Origin of the sequence: Bacillus sp. NPDC057893 (genome assembly GCF_042796455.1) — a bacterium.
GTDB lineage: Bacteria > Bacillota > Bacilli > Bacillales > Bacillaceae_G > Bacillus_A.
The window spans coordinates 1,217,677-1,240,147 of record NZ_JBHVNG010000001.1; the positions used below are offsets into that span (position 1 = coordinate 1,217,677).

General features: G+C 35.0%; 24 protein-coding genes and 2 pseudogenes. 19 read left to right on the forward strand and 7 right to left on the reverse strand.

The features are described from left to right. Positions 1–300: 300 nt before the first annotated feature. From tkt to ACFVQC_RS06625, 11 genes and pseudogenes are all read left to right on the forward strand, one after another. Positions 301–2,301 carry a transketolase gene (gene tkt, locus ACFVQC_RS06575; protein ID WP_377897755.1) on the forward strand — a complete coding sequence of 667 codons (2,001 nt, stop codon included), beginning with the start codon at positions 301–303 and terminating at the stop codon, positions 2,299–2,301. A gap of 156 nt (positions 2,302–2,457) precedes the next feature. Further along, positions 2,458–2,898 (forward strand): sporulation inhibitor of replication protein SirA, encoded by a 441-nt coding sequence (gene sirA / locus ACFVQC_RS06580; RefSeq protein WP_002146251.1) that lies wholly within the window; start codon positions 2,458–2,460, stop codon positions 2,896–2,898. 78 nt (positions 2,899–2,976) lie between these two features. Beyond that, the gene (locus tag ACFVQC_RS06585) at positions 2,977–3,198 is read left to right on the forward strand and encodes a YneF family protein (RefSeq protein WP_001132292.1); all 222 of its coding nucleotides are present in this window, start codon (positions 2,977–2,979) and stop codon (positions 3,196–3,198) included. A gap of 124 nt (positions 3,199–3,322) precedes the next feature. Next, entirely contained in the window at positions 3,323–5,074 is a 1,752-nt protein-coding gene (locus tag ACFVQC_RS06590) for an ABC transporter ATP-binding protein (protein WP_377894604.1), read from the forward strand. Beyond that, entirely contained in the window at positions 5,074–6,837 is a 1,764-nt protein-coding gene (locus ACFVQC_RS06595; RefSeq protein ID WP_377897757.1) for an ABC transporter ATP-binding protein, read from the forward strand. Before ACFVQC_RS06590 ends, ACFVQC_RS06595 begins: the two co-directional genes overlap by 1 nt. A gap of 199 nt (positions 6,838–7,036) precedes the next feature. Next, positions 7,037–8,083, forward strand: coding sequence for a GH25 family lysozyme (locus ACFVQC_RS06600; RefSeq protein WP_377897760.1), 1,047 nt, complete (start codon positions 7,037–7,039; stop codon positions 8,081–8,083). Positions 8,084–8,302: 219 nt separating this feature from the next. Further along, complete coding sequence (locus tag ACFVQC_RS06605) at positions 8,303–9,337, forward strand: nuclease-related domain-containing protein (protein ID WP_377897762.1); 1,035 nt, start codon at positions 8,303–8,305, stop codon at positions 9,335–9,337. A gap of 123 nt (positions 9,338–9,460) precedes the next feature. Next, positions 9,461–10,030: a G protein-coupled receptor family protein gene (locus ACFVQC_RS06610; RefSeq protein WP_377897764.1), complete on the forward strand. Its 570-nt coding sequence runs from the start codon at positions 9,461–9,463 to the stop codon at positions 10,028–10,030. A gap of 141 nt (positions 10,031–10,171) precedes the next feature. Continuing rightward, positions 10,172–10,318: pseudogene (locus ACFVQC_RS06615) on the forward strand (S-layer homology domain-containing protein); the annotation flags it as partial. 166 nt (positions 10,319–10,484) lie between these two features. Next, positions 10,485–10,631 (forward strand): BC1881 family protein, encoded by a 147-nt coding sequence (locus ACFVQC_RS06620; protein WP_002146257.1) that lies wholly within the window; start codon positions 10,485–10,487, stop codon positions 10,629–10,631. Between the two features lie 107 nt (positions 10,632–10,738). Further along, entirely contained in the window at positions 10,739–11,494 is a 756-nt protein-coding gene (locus ACFVQC_RS06625) for a sulfite exporter TauE/SafE family protein (protein ID WP_377894613.1), read from the forward strand. Between the two features lie 321 nt (positions 11,495–11,815). Here the strand turns inward: ACFVQC_RS06625 and ACFVQC_RS06630 are convergent, their stop codons facing one another. After that, positions 11,816–12,016 (reverse strand): DUF3903 domain-containing protein, encoded by a 201-nt coding sequence (locus ACFVQC_RS06630; protein WP_002111199.1) that lies wholly within the window; start codon positions 12,014–12,016, stop codon positions 11,816–11,818. Positions 12,017–12,156: 140 nt separating this feature from the next. Here ACFVQC_RS06630 and ACFVQC_RS06635 point away from each other — a divergent pair, with 140 nt between their 5' ends. Beyond that, entirely contained in the window at positions 12,157–12,570 is a 414-nt protein-coding gene (locus ACFVQC_RS06635) for an NUDIX hydrolase (RefSeq protein ID WP_377897767.1), read from the forward strand. A 12-nt stretch (positions 12,571–12,582) separates the two neighbouring features. Here the strand turns inward: ACFVQC_RS06635 and ACFVQC_RS06640 are convergent, their stop codons facing one another. Together ACFVQC_RS06640 and ACFVQC_RS06645 are read right to left on the reverse strand one after the other, a co-directional pair. Beyond that, positions 12,583–13,260 carry an LrgB family protein gene (locus tag ACFVQC_RS06640; RefSeq protein ID WP_377897769.1) on the reverse strand — a complete coding sequence of 226 codons (678 nt, stop codon included), beginning with the start codon at positions 13,258–13,260 and terminating at the stop codon, positions 12,583–12,585. Beyond that, positions 13,257–13,622 carry a CidA/LrgA family holin-like protein gene (locus ACFVQC_RS06645; protein WP_377897772.1) on the reverse strand — a complete coding sequence of 122 codons (366 nt, stop codon included), beginning with the start codon at positions 13,620–13,622 and terminating at the stop codon, positions 13,257–13,259. Before ACFVQC_RS06645 ends, ACFVQC_RS06640 begins: the two co-directional genes overlap by 4 nt. Positions 13,623–13,773: 151 nt before the next feature. Between ACFVQC_RS06645 and alsR the strand changes: the two genes are divergently transcribed. The 4 genes from alsR (at position 13,774) to ACFVQC_RS06665 (ending at position 17,450) form a co-directional block, all read left to right on the forward strand. Beyond that, positions 13,774–14,682 (forward strand): acetoin biosynthesis transcriptional regulator AlsR, encoded by a 909-nt coding sequence (alsR, locus tag ACFVQC_RS06650; protein WP_002146263.1) that lies wholly within the window; start codon positions 13,774–13,776, stop codon positions 14,680–14,682. A 246-nt stretch (positions 14,683–14,928) separates the two neighbouring features. Then, positions 14,929–15,504 carry an FtsX-like permease family protein gene (locus tag ACFVQC_RS06655; protein ID WP_377892393.1) on the forward strand — a complete coding sequence of 192 codons (576 nt, stop codon included), beginning with the start codon at positions 14,929–14,931 and terminating at the stop codon, positions 15,502–15,504. Between the two features lie 94 nt (positions 15,505–15,598). Next, complete coding sequence (locus ACFVQC_RS06660; protein WP_377897774.1) at positions 15,599–16,510, forward strand: ABC transporter ATP-binding protein; 912 nt, start codon at positions 15,599–15,601, stop codon at positions 16,508–16,510. Beyond that, positions 16,503–17,450: an ABC transporter permease gene (locus ACFVQC_RS06665; protein ID WP_377897776.1), complete on the forward strand. Its 948-nt coding sequence runs from the start codon at positions 16,503–16,505 to the stop codon at positions 17,448–17,450. The genes ACFVQC_RS06660 and ACFVQC_RS06665 overlap by 8 nt, the downstream gene beginning before the upstream one ends. A gap of 21 nt (positions 17,451–17,471) precedes the next feature. On the opposite strand, the gene ACFVQC_RS06670 is transcribed toward ACFVQC_RS06665, so the two are convergent. Beyond that, entirely contained in the window at positions 17,472–18,632 is a 1,161-nt protein-coding gene (locus ACFVQC_RS06670; protein WP_377892390.1) for a M20 peptidase aminoacylase family protein, read from the reverse strand. Positions 18,633–18,719: 87 nt separating this feature from the next. Next, entirely contained in the window at positions 18,720–19,628 is a 909-nt protein-coding gene (locus tag ACFVQC_RS06675; RefSeq protein WP_377892389.1) for an EamA family transporter, read from the reverse strand. A 322-nt stretch (positions 19,629–19,950) separates the two neighbouring features. Here ACFVQC_RS06675 and ACFVQC_RS06680 point away from each other — a divergent pair. The 3 genes and pseudogenes from ACFVQC_RS06680 (at position 19,951) to ACFVQC_RS06690 (ending at position 21,421) form a co-directional block, all read left to right on the forward strand. After that, positions 19,951–20,100: pseudogene (locus ACFVQC_RS06680) on the forward strand (peptidase T). A 16-nt stretch (positions 20,101–20,116) separates the two neighbouring features. After that, positions 20,117–20,824 carry a cytochrome c-type biogenesis protein CcdA gene (gene ccdA, locus ACFVQC_RS06685; RefSeq protein ID WP_001152675.1) on the forward strand — a complete coding sequence of 236 codons (708 nt, stop codon included), beginning with the start codon at positions 20,117–20,119 and terminating at the stop codon, positions 20,822–20,824. Between the two features lie 90 nt (positions 20,825–20,914). After that, on the forward strand, positions 20,915–21,421 hold the full coding sequence (locus ACFVQC_RS06690) for a CcdC family protein (RefSeq protein ID WP_001028439.1): 507 nt from the start codon (positions 20,915–20,917) through the stop codon (positions 21,419–21,421). Positions 21,422–21,563: 142 nt separating this feature from the next. On the opposite strand, the gene ACFVQC_RS06695 is transcribed toward ACFVQC_RS06690, so the two are convergent. Together ACFVQC_RS06695 and ACFVQC_RS06700 are read right to left on the reverse strand one after the other, a co-directional pair. Further along, positions 21,564–21,995 (reverse strand): DUF2621 domain-containing protein, encoded by a 432-nt coding sequence (locus ACFVQC_RS06695; protein ID WP_377892387.1) that lies wholly within the window; start codon positions 21,993–21,995, stop codon positions 21,564–21,566. Positions 21,996–22,098: 103 nt separating this feature from the next. Next, on the reverse strand, positions 22,099–22,395 hold the full coding sequence (locus ACFVQC_RS06700; RefSeq protein WP_002121472.1) for a hypothetical protein: 297 nt from the start codon (positions 22,393–22,395) through the stop codon (positions 22,099–22,101). Between the last annotated feature and the right edge of the window lie 76 nt (positions 22,396–22,471).

A 22,471-nucleotide genomic window follows, 5' to 3' on the forward strand; every position in this document is an offset into this window, starting at 1 on the left:
TTTAAAAGCATCTAATTCAGATGCTTTTTTTGTATTTTTTTAGTGTTTATCAAAAAATTCGGTATAGAAGAAGTTCATATATTTGTATAAATATACAGATAATTCCCTTTCTTTTTAAAATAAAAATAATAAAAAAGTATGTCATATTGAATACCCATACATTCCCGTAATCACTGTTTTTTTTATGAAAAATCAAAAAAACATCAACATATTTGTCGATACATGTTGTATAATCTTGCGTGGGAAGCTATCATATAAATGTATAAAACGTTTACTAACATACGCGAAGGGAAGAATAGCATGTCACATTCAATCGAACAACTTTCTATCAACACGATTCGCACATTATCCATTGATGCGATTGAAAAAGCAAACTCTGGTCACCCAGGAATGCCAATGGGTGCAGCACCAATGGCTTATACAGTATGGACTCAATTTATGAAACACAATCCAAATAACCCAACGTGGTTTAACCGCGATCGTTTCGTATTATCTGCAGGTCATGGTTCAATGTTACTATACAGCCTACTTCATCTATCTGGTTATGACTTAACAATGGATGATTTAAAGAACTTCCGTCAATGGGGAAGCAAAACTCCAGGACATCCTGAGTATGGTCACACAGCAGGTGTAGACGCAACAACTGGTCCACTTGGACAAGGGATTGCAACAGCTGTTGGTATGGCGATGGCTGAAAGACATTTAGCAGCAAAGTATAATCGTGATGCGTACAATGTAGTAGATCATCATACATACGCTATTTGTGGTGATGGCGATTTAATGGAAGGCGTTTCTGCTGAAGCATCTTCATTAGCTGCTCATTTACAATTAGGTCGTCTTGTTGTGCTTTACGATTCAAACGATATTTCATTAGATGGCGATTTAAATCGCTCATTCTCTGAAAGTGTAGAAGATCGTTACAAAGCATACGGCTGGCAAGTAATCCGTGTTGAGGATGGAAACGATATTGAAGCAATTGCAAAAGCAATTGAAGAAGCGAAAGCTGACGAAAAACGCCCAACGCTAATTGAAGTAAGAACGACAATTGGTTTCGGTTCTCCAAACAAATCAGGAAAATCAGCTTCACACGGTTCTCCACTTGGTGTAGACGAAACAAAATTAACGAAAGAAGCATACGCTTGGACTGCTGAACAAGATTTCCATGTAGCAGAAGAAGTATATGACAACTTCCGTAAAACGGTACAAGATGCTGGTGAGACTGCACAAGCTGCATGGAACACGATGCTCGGTGAATATGCACAAGCATATCCAGAATTAGCAAACGAGCTGCAAGCAGCAATGAATGGTCTTCTTCCAGAAGGTTGGGAACAAAGCTTACCAACTTATGAATTAGGATCAAAAGCAGCAACACGTAATTCTTCAGGTGCTGTAATTAATGCTATTGCAGAGTCTGTACCATCATTCTTTGGTGGATCAGCTGACCTTGCTGGTTCTAACAAAACATACATGAATAACGAAAAAGACTTCACAAGAGCTGATTACAGCGGTAAAAACATTTGGTACGGTGTTCGTGAGTTTGCGATGGGTGCAGCAATGAACGGTATTGCACTACATGGCGGTTTAAAAACTTACGGTGGTACGTTCTTCGTATTCTCTGACTACTTACGTCCAGCAATTCGTCTTGCAGCATTAATGCAATTGCCTGTAACGTATGTATTTACACACGACAGTATCGCTGTTGGTGAAGATGGTCCAACGCATGAGCCGGTTGAACAATTAGCAGCACTTCGTGCAATGCCAAACGTTTCTGTTATTCGTCCAGCTGACGGTAACGAATCTGTTGCAGCTTGGAGATTAGCTTTAGAATCTACAAAAACACCAACTGCATTAGTGTTAACTCGTCAAGATCTTCCGACATTAGAAGGTGCAAAAGACGATACTTATGAAAAAGTAGCAAAAGGTGCATATGTAGTTTCTGCAAGCAAGAAAGAAACGGCTGATGTAATCCTACTTGCAACTGGATCTGAAGTAAGCTTAGCAATCGAAGCGCAAAAAGCTTTAGCAGCAGACGGCGTTGATGCAGCTGTTGTTAGCATGCCATCTATGGATCGCTTTGAAGCTCAAACTGCTGAGTACAAAGAATCTGTACTACCAAAAGTAGTAACGAAACGTTTCGCAATTGAAATGGGTGCTACATTCGGATGGCACCGTTACGTAGGTCTTGATGGAGATGTACTAGGTATCGACACATTCGGTGCTTCTGCTCCTGGTGAGAAGATTATGGAAGAGTATGGATTTACTGTAGAGAACGTTGTTCGCAAAGTAAAAGAAATGCTTTAATGATTTTAGAAAAATCTCTCCAGCATGGGGAGATTTTTCTATGTAATTGAGTTTTTTCGACAGGAAAAGTTTTTTCTCTCTCCGTAGTCAGACAATCATTGCAAATTTTCTCTTATATAATGTAGGGAAAAGGTTGTCCAGATCGGGAGGGAAAAAATGAAAACGTATGAATTGTATTTAATTCAAGAGGATATTGCGAAAGCTTACTTTGGTCGTGAATATTTGTTTTTTGATTTATTTGCTCGATTTTCAGAATCTGGGTCCCTTTCGGAAAAGAAAGTGTTATATAAGCAAATGATATATATTACGATGCCAATACAAGTAATGAAAATTCATCATAAATTAGAACAGGCTTTGCGTGTTCTTGGCAAATATGAAAGAACAAATCATACTCATACGCTTTATACAGGAGCCGAATACGGAGAAATAATGGTGAAACCACAATATATTCGAATGAATACTTCTGGAAATGTATCCATGGAAACAACTTTCTTTGAGGTGCTTAGAAAGTGTGAGTTAACATTTTTCGCGATGGATTATGAAAATAAAAAGTACGGTTGGTTAAATCCTCTCAAACAAGTACGAACATATGTATAAAAAATGTCGAATAGTATCTTGTCTTATTGAAAAGGTTTTAGTACACTGTAAGGTAGACAACATGAAGGAGGAAAAGATATGCCAATGTGGTTAGGTATTCTAGTGGGCGTAGTAGCACTAGTAGCAGGCGTGGCGTTAGGATTTTTCATTGCCCGCAAATATATGATGAATTACTTACAAAAAAATCCACCAATTAACGAACAAATGTTAAAAATGATGATGATGCAAATGGGACAAAAACCTTCCCAAAAGAAAATCAATCAAATGATGAGCGCGATGAACAAGCAACAAACAAAATAAGCGCAAAAGGGCACTCTTACCGAGTGTCCTTTTCTTTTGGATATAAAAGATATTCAAAACTTTTAAAAATTCTGCATTTTTGATAAACTGAAAATATCGCTCATTTTAAGGGAGGAGGATAAATATGAAAGTGTTTTTTAATTTAGCTTGGTTTTTTAAACAAGAAAAACGAGCGTACATAATCGGAATTATTATGTTATTTGGTGTCGCGCTTCTTGAACTTGTAGCGCCAAGGGTGCTAGGAATTGTAGTAGATGAAATTAATAATGGAACATTAACATCTGAAAAATTGTTGAACTGGGTTATTCTATTAGTAGTTGTAGGAATTACGATGTATATATTACGTTACTTATGGCGTATTATGATTTTTGGATCTTCTTTAAAACTAGCTCGTCAATTGCGAAAGAATTTATATGAACATTTTACAAAGATGAGCCCATCCTTTTATCAATCACGTCGTACGGGCGACTTGATGGCACATGCGACAAATGATATTCAGGCGATTCAACAAACTGCTGGGTCAGGTGTGTTAACACTCGTTGATTCATTAGCTGTTGGAGGATGTGTACTCGTAGCGATGGGGTTTACAATTAGCTGGAAGTTAACGTTATTAAGTTTAATTCCGATGCCAATTGTAGCTATTTCTACAAATTATTATGGAACTTTACTGCATAGAAGATTTCATAAAGCACAGCAATCGTTTTCTGAAATCAATGATAAAGTACAAGAAAGTATGAGTGGGATGAAGGTAATTCGCTCACTTGGACAAGAGAAAGAGGATTTACAATCGTTTCGGAAGAAATCGGAAGATGTCGTACATAAAAATATGCTAGTCGCACGTATTGACTCGTTATTCGATCCAACGATTGCCCTAATTGTCGGATTTTCATTTTTAATCGCAATTTGTTACGGATCATTATTAGTTGTACGGGGTGAATTAACTGTAGGAGAATTAGTAACATTTACAACATACTTAGGGACTCTTGTATGGCCAATGTTAGCTTTTGGATGGCTATTTAATATTATGGAGCGTGGACGTGCTTCGTATGATCGTGTGGAGAAAATACTTTCACAAACTTCGGATGTAGTGAATAAGGAAAATGCTATACATGCTATAGCAAGTGGTGATGTTTCGTTTTCAGTTGATTCGTTTTCTTATAAAAAGAATGAACTATTAAACTTAAAAGATATTTACTTTAACTTAAGAAAAGGTGAAACGTTAGGAATTGTAGGGCGTACCGGTGCAGGGAAGACGACGTTATTAAAATGTTTAATTCGCGAGTATGACCACTTTAATGGTGAATTAAAAGTTGGTGAGCGGGATATTCGAGATGTAACACTTCACGGTGTACGCTCTGCAATTTCATACGTACCGCAAGATCATTTTTTATTTTCAGCGAGTATTGGGGAGAACATTGCTTTTGGAAAGGCCGATGCTACATATAAAGAAATTAGCAGGGCTGCTGAGATTGCTTGTATTCATAATGATATTATTCAATTTTCGGAAGGATATGACACGGTAGTAGGTGAAAGAGGAGTTTCGCTATCAGGAGGCCAAAAACAGCGGATTTCAATTGCACGTGCGTTATTAACGAATGCTGAAATTTTAATTTTAGATGATTGTTTATCAGCTGTAGATGCAAAAACAGAAGAAACTATATTAACTGCATTGAAACGAGAAAGAGCAGAAAAAACGACGATTATTACTGCGCATCGTTTAAGTGCGATTCAGCATGCAAATCTTATTCTTGTTATTGATGAGGGTAAGATTATGCAACGAGGAACACATGAACAACTAATGAACGAAAATGGTTGGTATAAAGAAATGTATGAAAGCCAGCAGTTAGAGGAACTGGTAGAGAAAGGAGGCGTATGATGGCTGAGAAAAAGCAGAGTGATTTAAGGAGATTGCTTTCTTATATGAGACCATATAAAGGGTTATTAGCGTTAGCATTTTTATTTCTAGTTGGTGCAACTGTAGCTGAAATGATGGGTCCTTTTTTAATTAAACAATTTCTTGATGAACACTTAGTACCACGTAACTTTGAACAATCAGCACTTGTTACTCTATTTGTAGTGTATATTATTGCTCACTTATTAAAAGTATTATTTACGTATTTAGACTTATTGTACTTTCAAAATATCGCTTTTAAGATTGTTCAAGATATGCGAGTTGAAGTGTATGAACATGTTCAAAAGTTATCATTAAGTTTTTTTGATCGTACGCCGATTGGTACGCTCGTATCTCGTATAACGAATGATACGGAAGCGATTAAGGATTTTTATGTTAGTGTACTATCAACATTCGTGAAAAATGTAGTCTTTTTAGTGGGAATTTTAGTAGCGATGTTTTTACTAGATGTAAAATTAGCGCTATTTTCTCTCATATTAATTCCAATTATGTTTGCGATTATGGTACTGTATCGCCGGAAAAGTGCAGCTTTTTATTTAGAGGTACGTAATCAACTAAGTGTATTAAATGCAAAGTTAAATGAGTCCATTCAAGGGATGAATATTGTTCAAGTGTTCCGGCAAGAAAAGCGGATGAGAAAAGAGTTTGAAGAAGTCAACAATAAGCATTATAGTGCTGGACGTCGTACATTGAAATTAGATGCATTACTTTTACGTCCAGCAACAGATCTTGTTCATATTGTAGCAATTGCGTTAGTTCTTGGTTTATTTGGAATTGACGCTTTAAAGAGTCCTGTCGAAGTAGGGGTTTTATATGCTTTCGTTAACTATATTCACCGCTTCTTTCAGCCGGTAAACGAGATGATGATGAAACTATCTTTCTTCCAACAAGCGCTCGTTTCATCATCGCGTGTATTTTATTTAATGGATGATAAAGATTTAGCTCCTGTTCAAATGGGGAGTGAAAATCCACGAGTAGTTAACGGGGAAATTCAGTTTAAAGATGTTACTTTTTCATATGATGGAAAGCGTGACGTTTTAAAAAATGTATCTTTTCACGTAAAACCAGGGCAAACGGTTGCTTTCGTCGGACACACTGGTAGTGGTAAGAGTACAATTATGAATTTATTAATGAGATTTTACAATATTAGATCAGGTAATATTGTAATAGACGGAGTGGGTTTAGAGAAGTTTGAAGAACAAGAAATTCGAAAGAAAATTGGTCTTGTGCTGCAAGATGCATTTTTATTTGCTGGAAATGTAAAGCAAAATATTCGTATGTATAATGAAGAGATAACGGATGAAGAGATAGAAGAAGCAGCGCGATTTGTGCAAGCGAATACGTTTATTGAAAAATTATCGGAGCAGTATGATACAGAAGTTGTCGAGAGAGGAGCTGCGTTTTCTAGTGGTCAAAGGCAATTAATTGCTTTTGCTAGAACGATAGCAACTAATCCGAAAGTATTAGTGTTAGATGAAGCGACGGCAAATATTGATACAGAAACAGAGGAGGCTATCCAAACGGCATTGCAGCAAATGCGAAAAGGTAGAACAACGATAGCGATTGCACACAGATTGTCTACAATCCAAGATGCGGACCAAATATTTGTTATGCATGAAGGGGAAATCAGAGAAAGAGGAACACATCAAGAGTTACTTAGTGAACAAGGACTTTACTACAATATGTACTTACTACAAAATAAAGGGAGTTTGCAAAAGGCCTTGTAATTACAAGGCCTTTTTTGAGGTGTTAAAAGTGTATTAATGGAGTTTCTGGTGGACGGTGTAGTTTCAATTCCACTTTCTTCTTAAACATTTCAACAAAATAAATATAGTAGAACTTTATTACTATAGTATAAACGTCGTGTCCGCTAACTGAAGTTATACATATTGTATACGGAATAAAAAAATTGATAGGAGCTTTTATATGCAAAATAGATCCAGTTCAAATGTTACGTTTATCGATGTGTCTCATTGGGAAGGAAACATTGATTGGAATGCTGTGAAGTCATCTGGCATTCCAGCGGCGTATGCAAAAGCGACGGAAGGTGTGAACTATATTGACCCTACTTTCGTTCAAAATGTACAAGCTGCGAGAAATGCGAATGTATTAATCGGTGCATATCATTTTGCGCACCCAGAACAAAATGATGCAATTTCAGAAGCGAAATGTTTTGTGAATATATTACAGAGTAATCAGACGGACTTAATTCCTGTTTTAGATTTAGAATCGCCAACGGATAGTAGCAATAGTAGTTTAACGGGTGCGACTATATCAAATTGGGCAAGAAGTTTCGTAAATTATGTGAAACAAGCTACTGGGAAAAGTGTAATGTTATATACAGGAGTTTGGTATATTAATGAATTTGGAATTAACGGGTTAAGTGACATTCCACTATGGATTTCCAGATATTCTAGTATACCACCTGCTGATGCTGGTGGATGGACAGAGTGGACGGCATGGCAGTACACAGATTCTGGTCAAATTTCAGGTGTAGGAAATTGTGATGTATCAGCAGCTGTTTCATTAGAAGCTTTACAAGGAAATGGAGCAAGTGGTGGAGGTAATGTTCCCACGCCTAATAATGCGACTCCAGTATACGGAGTTGCTGTAATTAATGGAGATAATGTGAATTTACGAAGTGGACCATCTTTACAGTCTAGTGTAATTCGCCAATTGAATCGTGGCGAATCATATGAAGTTTGGGGAGAACAAGATGGATGGCTCTGTTTAGGGACAAATCAGTGGGTATATAATGATTCAAGTTATATTCAGTATAAACATTATGTGGCAACTATTACTGGCGATAATGTGAATCTGCGAGACGCTCCATCATTAAACGGGAATGTTATAAGACAGTTACATCATGGTGAATCATATCGAGTATGGAGTAAGCAAGATGGATGGCTTTGCTTAGGGACAAATCAATGGGTATATAATGATTCAAGTTATATTCAATATGGTGTGCAATAAAGTGAAAATTTAATTGATGGGGATTGTCCACACTGATTATTGGACAATTGGCCAGTACCAAGTGTTTTTTACCAGCAGTCTAACTATAAAAAGGTATCTTACTTGAGGTGCCTTTTTATAAAAAATATATAATTTTTACAAAGTGTATATTAAAAGCATAGTATAATATAATCGATATATTTATAAAAAAAATCGGAAATGAAATAAAGGAGTAATAATATGGAGTATGTGCTAATAGGTGGGATTTTAATATTATTAGCTGTAGTGTTTGTACTGTTTTATAAAAATAAACAGTTAGAATCAGAGAGTCAGCAAGTAGAGTTTGAAAAGAAACAAGCGATTGAAACGTATGAAGATGAGATTGCAGCTACGATTACAGAGCATAAAGAACAACAGGATACTTTAAAGAATATGGAACAGAAAAAATATAATGATTTACAAGTGAATACAGCTAGAGAACTTGAAAATATGCGTATGATGAAAAATCAATTGGCTGTTCAACATAGTAAAGAACGTAGTGAAATGCAAGATAAACATAGTAACGAAATACATATGTTTCAAAATTTAATTGCGGATTTACGAGAATATACCAAAAATGGTGCTGAAGTGAATGCGCATGAAACATTACATTATATGAAGCGAGGTTTCGTTGAGCAAGGAATCATACTAGAAGAAGAGTTTCATATTATACCGAACGTTTTTATGATACGCAATAAATATAGAGATAAACGTGACATAAACGATAATCGAATCCATCACCTCATCTTATGTAAAGCTGGCATGTATTTACTTGAGACGAAAGAATGGACAGGGAAATTAATCCATGGCCTAACGAGAGAAAATGCGGGTGTATATTCATTTATGATTGATGAAATCGGCAAGTATCAACATGAAATTGAAAAAGAAGAGACATTTGAATTTATTACGGATGGAACTTCATTAACTTTGCAAGTAAGAAATGAAGGGAATCCAGCATATAAAGCGAAAAAATTAGCTCAAACTGTGTATGATTATTTGGAAGAAATACAAGTAGATATTGTAAAGGGAAAAGTAAAACCGGTTGTATATTTTGAAAATGAGAGTGGCAAAGAAGTTATTGATCTTTCTAATGAAAAATTGCCGAGATTAAAAGATAGAGAGCAAATTGTAACGTTTTTCAGAAATGAAATTTTAACAGGTAAAGTAATATATACAGCACAAGAACTACAAAAGATTAGAGATATAATTGGCCAGATGAATTATGTTACGAAGTGAAAAATAAAGTAAAACTTTAATCAGCAGGGCTTTATGGGCAAACGGACTCCTACCCTGTACAGCCGAATTTTGAGGTGGGGTCTAACTGCCCGCAAATAGTGGGATAAAGTAGGTGCTATTTGGATGGAGAAAGGTAAAAGCGCTATATTGTGGGGAATGTTGTACGCTTATTTTTGTTTGTATATATTAATGTACATTGCGTTTATTTTCGTTATTGATATGGTTCATGTGTCATTGAGTGTAATGAGTATTTTTGTGGTAGTAATGCCGTTTATTTTATTAGTTATTATTCAAAAGTCTATCCTACATGTTTCTGCAAGACGTAATAAAGATAAGAAACAACTGTTCACTGTAATAATGGTGGGTCTCATTCCATTGGTAGTATGCACAATACAATTAAGTGCAAATAAATACATTTCAAACTTTAATCAGGAACGATGGTTAAAGTTTGAAGATAAACGGGTACATATGGTAGATGACCTAATGCAAGAACATAAATTAATAGGGAAATCAAACGAGGAAATTACAAAATTATTAGGGGCTCCTACAGAAACAAGAAGTTTGGAAGAGGGAATTACCACTTTGTACTATCTTGGGAATGAACGTGGTTTCATTTCTATAGATAGTGAATGTCTTGTTTTGCAATTTGATAGAGATGGTAGGGTTATAGAATATAAGGTGCAACGAGATTGAAATAGTGAGAGGAAGAAGCTATACCTTTTATAGCTTCTTTTCCATATTCCAATATAGAAAAAGTAGGCAAATAGTAGTCATTCCTATCCATACGAATGGGGTAGAGTTTGTTATATTGTAAAGGGTTATTTAGTTTAGAGGTTTGCTAAACAGGCGGTTCAACGTGTTTATGGGTTAGGTATTGTAAAAGGGAATGAGAATAATGAGTTTATGCCAAAAGGTTTTGCAACACGTGGGGAATCGGCAGCATTTATTAATAGAATGTTAAAAGTAATAGAGAGTAAATAATGGAAAGGCATTCGCTTTGGCGAGTGCTTTTTTATTTTTCAATATGTTATAGAAAGGGGATGTGAATTTTGACTGGAATAAGGAATGAAAGCGGAGGTGATGCATATATTTAGATGCATTGGGTAGTTTTTTATAATTTTGTATAAAATGAAAAGGAGGTAAGACGGTGAAAGCGATACCGACTGATGTCCTGAGTAAGGAATTGATGGAAAGAGAAGGGGTTATATCTATTACAGTGAAGGAATTTGAAAAGATAGAAGTGGCCGGGGTTGTTGTCTCTGGACCAGCTGTAATTTTGATTAATCAAGATTAAGTACATATTATCAATATAGAAAAATAGTAAAAGCATCCGTTTAGGGTGCTTTTTGTTTGTATAGAAGTGTGCATATGATAGATAATTGGGGTATTGGAGGGGAGTATGTGGCAATTATTATAACAATGTTATTAATGGGAGTTTTATTAGGATTTGTCGGAGCAGGAGGAGCAGGATTTATCATCGGGATACTCACCCTGGTATTCCATATCCCTATTCATGTTGCGCTTGCAACATCTTTAACTGCTATGGCATTTACAACATTATCTGGAGTAGTAAGTCATTACCGAGAAGGGAATGTTGTGTTTGTAATAGGTGGGATTGTTGGGGGATTTGGAGCAATTGGTTCCTTTATTGGTTCAAAGTTTGGTTCGCTAATACCAGCGCATCTTCTGCACTGGTTTACAGCGGGTATGTTATTTTTATCTGCAATTTTTATGTTTATTCGATTGATTATGTTCCAAAACAGGGAGCAGCCGTCTTTAAAAGAGGAAAAAGAACTTACGAAAGATAACTTGATTAAATGTATATGTCTCGGATTGGTTACTGGAATTTTAGCTGGTTCGTTTGGGATTGGTTCAGCACCCTTTATCCAACTCGGGTTAATGGTTCTATTAGGTTTAACGATCCGTCAATCTGTAGGGACGACAATGCTCGTTATATTACCAATCGCAATTGGAGGTGGGCTTGGATATAGTTCGGAAGGGTATTTAGATTATGTATTATTAGTACAAGTTTTAATCGGGACAATGTTAGGCGCATATATAGGAGCTAAGTTTACAAATTATGCACCTCGCATGCTTCTAAGGTTTTCGATGATTATGACACCAATATTAGCTGGATGTATGTTGTTAGTAGATTAAAGAGAATATATAGAAGCATATTAATATATTTTACGAATGAATTATGTAAGTAATTCATATTTCTCATATAAAAAGATTTGCTTTAATATAATGAGTGTAAAGTTCGAGTATTCGAAGTATTACTTGAATTATATCCCTATCCCTTTTCTAAAAAATGCGAACAAGTTTTGCCCTATTCTATTCAATAGTTTATTGTATAGAAATATATTGTTCGATGACCATTATGGAACGCACATAATGGGTAAATCCCGATCCTTAAAGAGGATGCCCCTAATCTTCATGTGAAAATATGATCGGATAAGAAAGCTGGCCAATTTATGGTCAGCTTTCTTTTTGTTCAAAGAGTAATTCTTCTTTAATTTCTGTTTGCAATAATAAAGTTTTTCCGAAACGACGTTTACATTCAGCCCGTACTTTTTGAATGGCTAGTAGCTGAGAAGTAGCGGGCACTGTGACAATTGCTTGTCGAGGTTTCCGATTTTCTTCACAAAAAATACATTCCACAACATATTTAGAAATCATAATTTCATCCTTTCGGTTTGAATTTCTAAGAAGGGACTGCTCATGAAGTTGATGTAATCTTTCGTCATCGTTTTACTTTTCTCCTCTTTTTTCAAGGATAAATATAAAGAAAGATAGAAAGTTAGTATGGGGGAGATAGGATGAAAAGATGGATTGGTACGGCAGCTATATGTATGAATGAAAAGAATGAGTTTCTAATGGTATTACAAGGAAAAGTAAATGAAGAGAAGCGATGGTCTGTGCCGAGCGGAGGACAAGAAGAGGGAGAAGAGCTTGAAGAGTGTTGTGTTCGTGAAGTATGGGAAGAAACGGGTTATGAAGTAGAAGTTATAGACAAGCTATGTGAAAAAAAGGGGATAACATATGGGGTACCAGTTCATGTGTATTACTATGTTGTGAAGTTAATAGGTGGTAACATGGAAATACAAGACCCTGATGAGTTAATACATGAAATAGATTGGAAAGGAATAGATGAAGTGAAAAAATTATCTTTATCGTTTTTGGAAGATTATGAGCTATTATATAAATATGCAAATAAAAAAGAAAGTGTTTAAACACTTTCTTTTTTATTGTATCCAAGATAAGAAAAGCGGAACGATAACTAAACTAGCTCCAGCTGTTAAAAGCATTGATAAACTTGCAATTGTACCTTCTACAGGACCGATTTCAAATGCTTTTGATGTTCCGGTTCCATTCGCGCTAGTACCTAGCATTATACCTTTTGCGAGCGCTGTTTTAATACGGCATATGCGTATGAGCGTAGGACCGAGTAATGCTCCAGTTAAGGCAGTTAATACGACGAAAACGGCTGTTAATTGTGACATGCCGCCAATCATTTCTGAAATAGCCATTGCAATAGGTGTTGTTACAATGTGCGGTGCTAAGCTTTGTTCTATTGTAGAGTCAATTTGAAAAAAATCAGCTAATAGTGCGGAAGTAATAACCGATAGAAATGAACCAACAATGACATTAATTAAAATGGCCGTTCCATGTTTTTTTAATAAATTAAAGTGTTTATAGATTGGCCATGCGAAAGCAACTGTAGCAGGTTTTAATAATTCTGTTAGCCAATGACTACCAGATTCGTAGGTTTCGTATGGTGTATCTAATCCAAGTAATAAAGCAATTAAAATGATTGGGCATACAAGAAGGGGAGAAAGCAAACTCCAATTCCAGCGTTGATACATTTTTTTAGATACCCAATATGTGAATAGTGTTAATAGTAAACAAAGAAAGTCGATCATTGTGATGATCCTTTCCGCTTTAATAGCAATTCTGTTAAAAGTCCTGTTACGAGAGTGACACAAAGTGTACTAATCACGATAATTAAAATGAGATCGATTCCATATTGTGATAATGTATCTTTGTAACGAATGACAGCGACTGCAGAAGGGATGAAAAATAAAATAAGTTCTTTTAATAAAAAGTCTGCACCGTCTTGTATCCATTCTTTTTTCACTATGTTAAATTTTAATGAGATTAATAATAAAAAAATACCGATTATACTTCCTGGAACTGGGAGGTGTGCCTGTTTTGCAATCCATTCACCTGTCCAAGCGAAACAAAATAATAATAAAATTTGTCCGCTTAACTTCCACCATTTCATACAGTAACCACCTCTTTGTTTTTTACATAAAAATTGTAAAAAATAATTCGCAATTTCTACTATACGTTCATTCGAAATATTTGTCTAATATATAAATTATATGTTATTAATATATTAGATGTATTAATCGAAAATGAAAAGGGTGTCCAAAATGGAATTACGGCATTTGCAATATTTTGTTGTAGTGGCAGAGGAATTGCACTTTGGACGAGCAGCTGCTCGTTTACAAATGACACAACCCCCGCTTAGTCAACAAATTCAGCAATTAGAAAAAGAAATGGAAGTTATGTTATTTTCAAGAACGAAGAGAAAGGTTGAATTAACAGAAGCTGGAGAAATGTTTTTAAAAGAAGTAAAAAAAGCGTTTGAACAAATTGAAAAAGCAGTAGAAGTCGCACAAAGTGCTCAAAGGGGAGAAGTGGGATCACTTTCAATTGGTTTTGTAGGTGCGGCGATATATGATATTTTACCGTCAATCGTCAGGGAGTATAGAAAGAAATTTCCAAGAGTGTCTGTTGCATTACATGAATTGTCAACACCGGATCAGGTGCATGCACTTCATGATAATCGAATTGATATTGGATTTTTACGTCCGCCAATTCCAACGCAATTACTTGAGTTAGAACCAATTCAAAAACTTTCGTGTACGTTATGCTTACCGAAGGCGCATCCACTTGCTGAAAAGGACGAAATACATATCGAAGATTTAAGGGATGAACCGTTCGTATTTATTACGAGACCAGTATGGCCAGCGTTATACGATACAATTTTATCGCTTTGCCGCGATGTTGGTTTTAGTCCGCACATTGTACAAGAAGCAACGGAGTATCAAACTGTCATGGGGCTTGTAGCAGCAGGTATTGGAATTACAGTAATACCTGTATCCGCAAATAAATTGTATAAAACAGAAGTTGTATATAAAGAGTTATGTGATTCTAATTTTGTTGCAGAAATGTCAGTGGCTTATAAAAAAATGAATAACAATCCAGAATTGTTAGAGTTTTTGAAAATTGCAAGAGAGAAAAAAAGGATTGAAGTGGAAGATGCGAAGGCTGAATAGTTGATGAAGTTACAAGGCAGTCATGATAATTAAGTTATATAAAGATTCACCTCATTAAAAAAAAAACGGAAATGCAACTAAAGTGCATTTCCGTTTTTTTTATGCTAAAGAGGTAAATGTGCTTGGTTTCTAGGACTAAAGGCTTAGAAAAGATTCCGATTGAAGTGCGATGTTTAAAATGTCATATTTTTATACACTAGTAGTATAGAATACGTATGTTATGAAGTAAGGTAGGGGAAGGGATCTATGTCTTTATGTCGGTTAGCGAGAAAAAATATACAAACATTTGCTACCAAAAGGTTAAAACAATTTACGTGGATTGCTATGAATACAATGATTTGTTTTTTTATGATATCATTCCGATTCAATGAAGCTGTAATAAGTAAAGCGGGATATACACTTATATTTGTAAAGTGGTTTTATGCTATGTTTCTATTTGGAGTTTTTGTATGTATTTTCATTACTTATAAAATGACATCCTCTTTTTTACAGGTAAGAAGAGAGGAGTTTAAATCGTATGAAGTAGTGAATATGACGAGAAAAGGAATGTTATGTTTATTGTGTTATGAGCAATTATTAATTTACGGAGGAGCTTTCGTTTTCGGATTAATTCATGGTATGTTATTTTTGAAATTATTTATTATTATTTTTATGAAAACAGTAGGAATCCAAGGAGTAACAAATGCACCGATTACGACGTATGCGATAATGGTAACAGCAGTTGTTATGATAACCGTCATTATAATATCAATGTGGCAATGTTGTAGGTTTATACAAAGGTTAAAGGGTGAAAGGTCATATGAAACAAGGAGAAAGGCATGAGAAATCATGTCTTTTTCTTCGTTTTACACATATTATTAATCATGATACAGTGGGAAGAACTGAAAAAAAGAGTTAAGAAGAAAGGTTGTATGGAATGATAAATGAGCAAGCGATCGTAAAAGTTGATCGATTAACAAAGCGAATTGGTTCAAAGACGTTAGTAGAAAATATTAGTTTTGAAGTGGAAAAAGGTGAAGTAGTTGGCTTATTAGGACCAAATGGTGCTGGAAAAACGACATTAATGCGAATGATGGTCGGAATGATTCGTATGACAGAAGGAGAAGTATGGATTGATGGTCAATCTGTAAAACAGCAATTTGAAAAAACTGCTGCGAAAATTGGCGCTGTAATTGAGACACCAGAATTTTATCCTTTCTTAAGCGGCTATGAAAATTTAACATATTTCGGACGAATGAATGGCAATGTGACTGAAGAGCGTATCGATGAAGTTGTGCAACTATTAGGAATGGGACAAGTGATTGACCGTAAAGTAAAAGCATATTCACTCGGTATGAGACAACGTTTAGGAATTGCTCAAGCACTTATACATAATCCAGATGTATTAATACTAGACGAACCAACGAACGGATTAGATCCTAGTGGTATACATGAAATGCGGATGTACATAAAGAAAATTGCACATGAACAAGGAAAAGCTGTTCTTGTCTCTAGTCACTTACTCTCAGAAGTTGAATTAATGTGTGACAGGGTTATTATTATTCAGCATGGAGAATATGTCGCAACACAAAATATTCAAAGTGATAAAAAGGAAGAAACAGAAGAAATACATATACGTGTAGATGATGCGAATAAAGCGGCAGAGGTTTTAGAATACGATGTTTTAGTAAAAGAAAATGAATTAATTATAAACGTGAAAGATAAAGAAATTCCGAATATTCTGCGTATATTGATGGAGAAAAATATTCAAGTTTATCGTGTTTATGAGGAAAGAAAAACGCTAGAAGAGCAGTTTTTAGAATTAACAGGGGGAAAAGATATTGTTTAATTTAGTTTATAACGAGCTGTATAAAATATTTAAGCGAAAGCGAACGATTATTCCTTTTGCAGTTATTGCGGTATTAATTATTGGATTAGGATGGGTTACGGTAAAGTATTTAGAGCCAGAAACAAAAGGGTGGAAAGCGGATTATACAGAACGAACTGTAGAAATTGAGAAAAAGCTCGGCATGAAAAAAGAGGATATTTTAACAGAAAAGTCAGGAGACGAGCTTGTAAAGGAATACCAGCTTAAAATGAAGCATTTAGATACGAATACAGCGCCAGCAAGTAGTTCTCCACTTTCTTTCATGAGAGATACTGGTTTTATTGTTTTTCCTATTTTACTTCCATTTATTCTCGTATATGCGAGTACAATTTTTGCGAATGAATATAGCTGGGGAACATATAAATTTTTAACGATTCGTCCAGCGAGTCGATTTAAAATATTAACAGCAAAATTTTTAGCAATCGTTATATTTGCAGCGTTATTGTTTATATTTAATATGATTTTTTCCGTATTATGTGGGCTGATTATTTATAAATTCCAACAACCAGCTTGGACTGAATTTGTCGTTCAAAATGGAAATATAATAAAACAAAATATTTTCGTAGAAGCAAGTAAATATTATATTTTATCTTGGTTACCAACTCTTGTGTATGCTGCATTTGCCTTTATGATTTCCATCTTAACTAGATCGAGCGGAGGTGCAATCGGGATTTCTCTATTTCTCGCTTTATCAGGGGGAATAGCGCTAATTCCGGCATCAAGATATGAATGGGCGAAATATTTATTACCAGCGAATACAGATTTATATGGGCTGTTAAAGGGTGGAAGCTTTATTGATGGAGTAACATTCCCATTTGCTTCTTGTATGCTTCTTTTATACTTAGCTGTATTTTTAGGGGTTTCCTATACTGTATTTATAAAACGAGATTTAACAGCATAAGCAAAAGCCGTTAAGGGTAACTTAACGGCTTTTTGCTTGTAATAGTTGATGAATAGTTTCTTCGGCTAATAAGGCGAAATAAGCCGCGCTAATAGGCAATGCTTTTTCATCTACTGTAAAAGCTGGATGATGCCATTCATGTGTACCACTTGTTCCCATAAAGACGAATGAACCTGGTATTTCTTGTTGGTAAAAAGAAAAATCTTCTCCTGCCATTGATGGTGTAGGAGAGATAACGTTTAGATTCATTTTCTCTGCAATCTGAATAGAAAGATCAGTGAGTACTTTATCGTTTTGAACAGCAGGAGGACCTGGGTAAAATCGAAATTCTGTTTTTACACCTAGTGCATCAGAAACGCCTTTAATGATACGTTCCATTAATGCCGGAATCTTTTCACGTGTTTCAGCTTGGAATGTACGAACAGTTCCTTCTAATGTAGCTTTTTCAGGAATAACGTTCCATGTATTCCCTGAATGAATGTTTGTTACACTTACGACAGCGTTATGAGAAGAACTAATATTTCGGCTTACAATTGTTTGAAGTGCCATAACGATTTGAGATGATGCAACGATAGGGTCGACGCCGGCATCAGGCACAGCTGCATGTGTCCCAACACCATGAATTTCAATTTCAAATCGATCTACTCCAGCCATTAGTGGACCGTCTTTAATACCGATTGTACCTACTGGTAAATCGGGCTTATTATGCATACCAAACACGGCTTGTACATTCTTTAAATGCCCAGCTTCAACAACTTTACATGCTCCGTTTCCACTTTCTTCAGCAGCTTGGAATATAAAGCGAACAGTTCCGTTAAGTGAAGCTTCTTTTTCTTTTAATAAGTAAGCCGCACCCAACATAGCAGCTGTATGAAAATCATGCCCACAAGCATGCATTTTACCTTGTATTTTTGAAGTGTATGGAAGGTCTGTTTCTTCCTGTATAGGAAGGGCATCGATATCAGCACGAAGCGCTACAATCGGTCCGTTGTTATTACCAGAAATTTCAGCGATAATTCCTGTTTCTAAATTAGAATCAATAATAGTAATGTTAGCTTCTTCTAACCAATTTTTTATCGCTTTTGTCGTTTCAAATTCTTCGTATGATAGTTCTGGGTATTCGTGTAAATGTCGACGAATAGAAATAAGTTTTTCTGTTAATTGATTTGGAATGGATGCCACTTATTATGCCCTCTTTCTTAAGTGAAGTATTTATATTAATTATACAATAATAAAAGAGAGGATTCTCAAATGAAAATCCTCTCTCGTTTATGCTGCCACTTTTTTATGAGTATGTTGTTTTTTATAACGTCCACGCATTGCGTATGCAATTTGCGGGATTGCGATACCGATTAAAATAAGTGATACACCGAACCATTGTGAAGATAGTACAGCTTCTTTTAAAACGAATACAGACATAATTGTTGTAACTGGTAGTTCGGCTGCACCAAGAATAGTCGCTAATCCAGACCCGATTTTTGGAATGCCAATTGTAAAGGCAATAGACGGAATAACGATACTAAATATTCCTAATCCTAAGCCATATTTCCAAAGCCCTTGAGAAATGGCACCGTTCATAATAAATGTTGGCGGGAATACGAGCATTACTAAAGTTAAAGCACCAGCCATTAAAAGAACACCGCGCGGTAATGAAGGCACTTCAACAGCAACTTTTCCGCTCACGAAAATGTATGTTGCGAATGTAACGGCAGATAATAAACCTAAAATGATTCCAGTCGTATCGAAATCACCTGCTGATTTTTCTATTAAACCACTTGATAAAAATGTACCTACAAGTAAGAAAATAACCGAAATAACTTTTTCTCTTGAAGGTAATGTTTTCGTTGCGACTGCTTCAATGATAATCCCAACCCAAACGAACTGGAATAAAAGTATAATTGCAATAGAAGCTGGTACAGTTTTTAATGAAGCGTAATAAAAAATTCCAGTGAAGCTTGCCGATGTTCCTGCAACGAATAAAATTAAGGCTTGTTTTAATGGAACACGGTGTCTAGAAAATAGAAGTGTAATAGTAAGCAAAATAATCCAACCGAACAAATATTGGCTACCAATTACCTCTCCAAGTGAAAATCCTTCTGCATAAGCAAGTTTAACGAAAATAGCTAAAATCCCATAACTACACGCTCCTAATAAAACTAAAAGAGAATAACGAAGCATGAAAAATTCCTCCCATCTATATGAAATTGTTCCGTAACGGACATATATAACTAGAGGGAAGTATACAAAATTAAAAATAAAGGGTCAACTGAAAGAAAAGTGCGACATTTTATAGAATAATAATAAAAGTATGATATTTATGCATAATCTTGAAATTAATAATAATTAAAGTATTGTAAAATCAGCGTTGCATTGTATAAAGACAGCATTTGAAAAAAATATTTTTTCAGGTCGATATGTGTGAAGTTAATTGTAATGTGCTAAGTATTTGAGAAACTGTGAAACCTTTGTTATGTTAGTAACAACTAGAAAGAGCTTCATAATTCAATTGAGATTGTTCTATATAATAGAAGGAAATAAAAACGTTGTATTAGAAACTGTTTGAAAGGGTAGTTTTTCTTATTATCACGTTGTTAAAGTGAGTTCACGAATTGTTCATAGTATTTTTATGTGTTTTTGCTACAATATGTAAGGAGAGGAGTGGAATTATGCAAGATATTAGTATTTTTTTAGCGTTTGGCGCCGGGTTTTTATCATTTATTTCCCCATGTTGCTTACCGCTTTATCCGGCATTTTTATCGTACATAACAGGTATGTCGGTTTCTGAATTGAAAGAAGAAAATGCAATGCTTCGCAAAAGAAGTATGATACATACAGCGTTTTTCTTACTTGGATTTTCAATTATATTTATTGCAATTGGATTTGGTACTAGTTTTATCGGAGGAATCTTTACAGATTATAAAGATTTAATTAGACAGTTAGGTGGTATATTTATCATCGTGTTCGGTCTTATTATTGTCGGTGTATTTAAGCCGAAGTTTCTAATGCAAGATCGTAAATTTACTTTCAAAAACCGTCCGAGTGGTTATTTTGGTTCAGTTTTAATTGGATTGGCATTTGCTGCAGGGTGGACACCATGTACTGGACCTATTTTAGTGTCTGTAATTGGATTAGCTGCAACAAATCCAGAATCGGCAATGATTTATATGATTGCTTACATACTTGGATTTGCGATTCCCTTTTTCGTACTTTCATTCTTTATTACGAAAATGTCTTGGATTAAAAGAAATAGTATGGCGTTCATGAAAGTCGGAGGATACATTATGATTGTTATGGGTATCTTCTTATACTTTAATTGGATGACGAAAATTATCGTATATTTCTCAAGTTTATTTGGTGGTTTTACCGGTTTTTAGTATTATTCTGTGAAAATGTTGGAAATACTAACGGAAAAGCATATAATGAAAGTATATTTTGCATATAGCCACAAAAAAGGATGAGAAAATATGAACATAGTTCTTTTATCAAGTATCGTTGCTGTTTGTATGGCTGTCGGTGCGATGTTTATTCGTTTAAAAGCAGCTAAGAAACCCGCAACATTGAAAAAAATTATACTTCCACCATTTTTTATGAGCACGGGAGCATTGATGTATGTTTTTCCTGAATTCCGATTAACTCCAGCAGAAATGTTAGAAGCTATTGGCGTTGGTTTGTTTTTCTCTATTTTTCTTATTAAAACATCTAAATTTGAAATTAGAGGGCAAGAAATTTATTTGAAGCGTTCAAAAGCATTTGTTTTTATATTAATTGGATTACTTGTAGTGCGAATTGTATTTAAAACATACTTAAGCCAATCTCTTGATTTAGGACAACTTAGTGGCATGTTCTTCTTACTTGCGTTTGCGATGATTGTGTCATGGAGAATTGCGATGTACCGTTCCTTTACGAAATTACAGAAGGAAATGGAAAAAGAAGACGGTTTTTATAATGAAAAAGATATGAAACTAACTTAAAACTGTATATGTATAAAATAAAAAGACAGCGTCAAAGACGCTGTCTTTTTATTGGTATTGTTAACATCTTCTGTCCCAACCACGACGTATAAAACGTTTACCATTGATGTTAACTTGTTGAAAATAGGGGAAAAAATGAAGATTATTTTGCAAGTAAAGTTTTATAATTCGAATAATCAATTTCTTTTTCTTGCAATTTTTTAACTAAAAATTTATGATCGCGCTTCGGTGTGGCAACGATATATCCTTGTATAATTAAATCTTGTGTAATTTTTGAAGCGTTTTCCTTTATTGCAAGTTCCCCAATTTTACCAGCAATTTTTGATTTAGCAACATCACGAAATAGTTCAGGAACAGGGCTTACGAGTTCTTCTAATAATTGTTTCTGCTCGTTATCCCATAAGTGTCGTGTTTGATCAATGTAGTGTGCTTCCCAATCTAAAATAGACATACCGTCTTCTTTTGGTAATCGTTTTAAAAATTTTCTGAACATAAAGTATCCACCGATAGACATAAGCCCTAATAAAATGACAGTCCATAATACAATGAACCAACTGAACCATCCTTCGAGCAAGCGTACCCCCCCTTAATGATTGTGGTTTTCTTTTATTCATATTATAAACAGTGAGATTCATAGAAAGCAAGAACGCTTGGTCAATTTGACCAAGCGTTGTAGTTTAAACGAAGTATAGTTGTTCAACACGTAAAATATCATTTTCATCTTCTACATATTCAATGATAAGAGTGCCAACTTTACGATCTTTATCTTCAGTTGTGAAAATAGAGTAAGAAGTAAAACGTTTTGTTGATAGGCCGCTTATATGTGTAGGTAAAGAAATGTAGTCGTTATCGCGGAAGAATTCCATCAGTTCAATATCTTCAAATTCTTTTCGGTCAACTTGTTTATTTGTATAGCGGCGTTGAAGTTGTTTTAACGATGCATTCCAAGAAATTGCTTTTGTGTCGTATACCATTGTTCTATCCCCTTACTGTATGTAATTATTAAGAACATACGTTCCGTGTTAGTATACTCTTTTTATAAGAAAAGTG

Bases quoted from the DNA above. Each gene is read 5' to 3' on its own strand.
- tkt (WP_377897755.1), top strand. From the start codon at position 301: ATGTCACATTCAATCGAACAACTTTCTATCAACACGATTCGCACATTA.
- sirA (WP_002146251.1), top strand. From the start codon at position 2,458: ATGAAAACGTATGAATTGTATTTAATTCAAGAGGATATTGCGAAAGCT.
- ACFVQC_RS06585 (WP_001132292.1), top strand. From the start codon at position 2,977: ATGCCAATGTGGTTAGGTATTCTAGTGGGCGTAGTAGCACTAGTAGCA.
- ACFVQC_RS06590 (WP_377894604.1), top strand. From the start codon at position 3,323: ATGAAAGTGTTTTTTAATTTAGCTTGGTTTTTTAAACAAGAAAAACGA.
- ACFVQC_RS06595 (WP_377897757.1), top strand. From the start codon at position 5,074: ATGGCTGAGAAAAAGCAGAGTGATTTAAGGAGATTGCTTTCTTATATG.
- ACFVQC_RS06600 (WP_377897760.1), top strand. From the start codon at position 7,037: ATGCAAAATAGATCCAGTTCAAATGTTACGTTTATCGATGTGTCTCAT.
- ACFVQC_RS06605 (WP_377897762.1), top strand. From the start codon at position 8,303: ATGGAGTATGTGCTAATAGGTGGGATTTTAATATTATTAGCTGTAGTG.
- ACFVQC_RS06610 (WP_377897764.1), top strand. From the start codon at position 9,461: ATGGAGAAAGGTAAAAGCGCTATATTGTGGGGAATGTTGTACGCTTAT.
- ACFVQC_RS06630 (WP_002111199.1), bottom strand. From the start codon at position 12,016: ATGATTTCTAAATATGTTGTGGAATGTATTTTTTGTGAAGAAAATCGG.
- ACFVQC_RS06635 (WP_377897767.1), top strand. From the start codon at position 12,157: ATGAAAAGATGGATTGGTACGGCAGCTATATGTATGAATGAAAAGAAT.
- ACFVQC_RS06640 (WP_377897769.1), bottom strand. From the start codon at position 13,260: ATGATCGACTTTCTTTGTTTACTATTAACACTATTCACATATTGGGTA.
- ACFVQC_RS06645 (WP_377897772.1), bottom strand. From the start codon at position 13,622: ATGAAATGGTGGAAGTTAAGCGGACAAATTTTATTATTATTTTGTTTC.
- alsR (WP_002146263.1), top strand. From the start codon at position 13,774: ATGGAATTACGGCATTTGCAATATTTTGTTGTAGTGGCAGAGGAATTG.
- ACFVQC_RS06655 (WP_377892393.1), top strand. From the start codon at position 14,929: ATGTCTTTATGTCGGTTAGCGAGAAAAAATATACAAACATTTGCTACC.
- ACFVQC_RS06660 (WP_377897774.1), top strand. From the start codon at position 15,599: ATGATAAATGAGCAAGCGATCGTAAAAGTTGATCGATTAACAAAGCGA.
- ACFVQC_RS06675 (WP_377892389.1), bottom strand. From the start codon at position 19,628: ATGCTTCGTTATTCTCTTTTAGTTTTATTAGGAGCGTGTAGTTATGGG.
- ccdA (WP_001152675.1), top strand. From the start codon at position 20,117: ATGCAAGATATTAGTATTTTTTTAGCGTTTGGCGCCGGGTTTTTATCA.
- ACFVQC_RS06690 (WP_001028439.1), top strand. From the start codon at position 20,915: ATGAACATAGTTCTTTTATCAAGTATCGTTGCTGTTTGTATGGCTGTC.
- ACFVQC_RS06700 (WP_002121472.1), bottom strand. From the start codon at position 22,395: ATGGTATACGACACAAAAGCAATTTCTTGGAATGCATCGTTAAAACAA.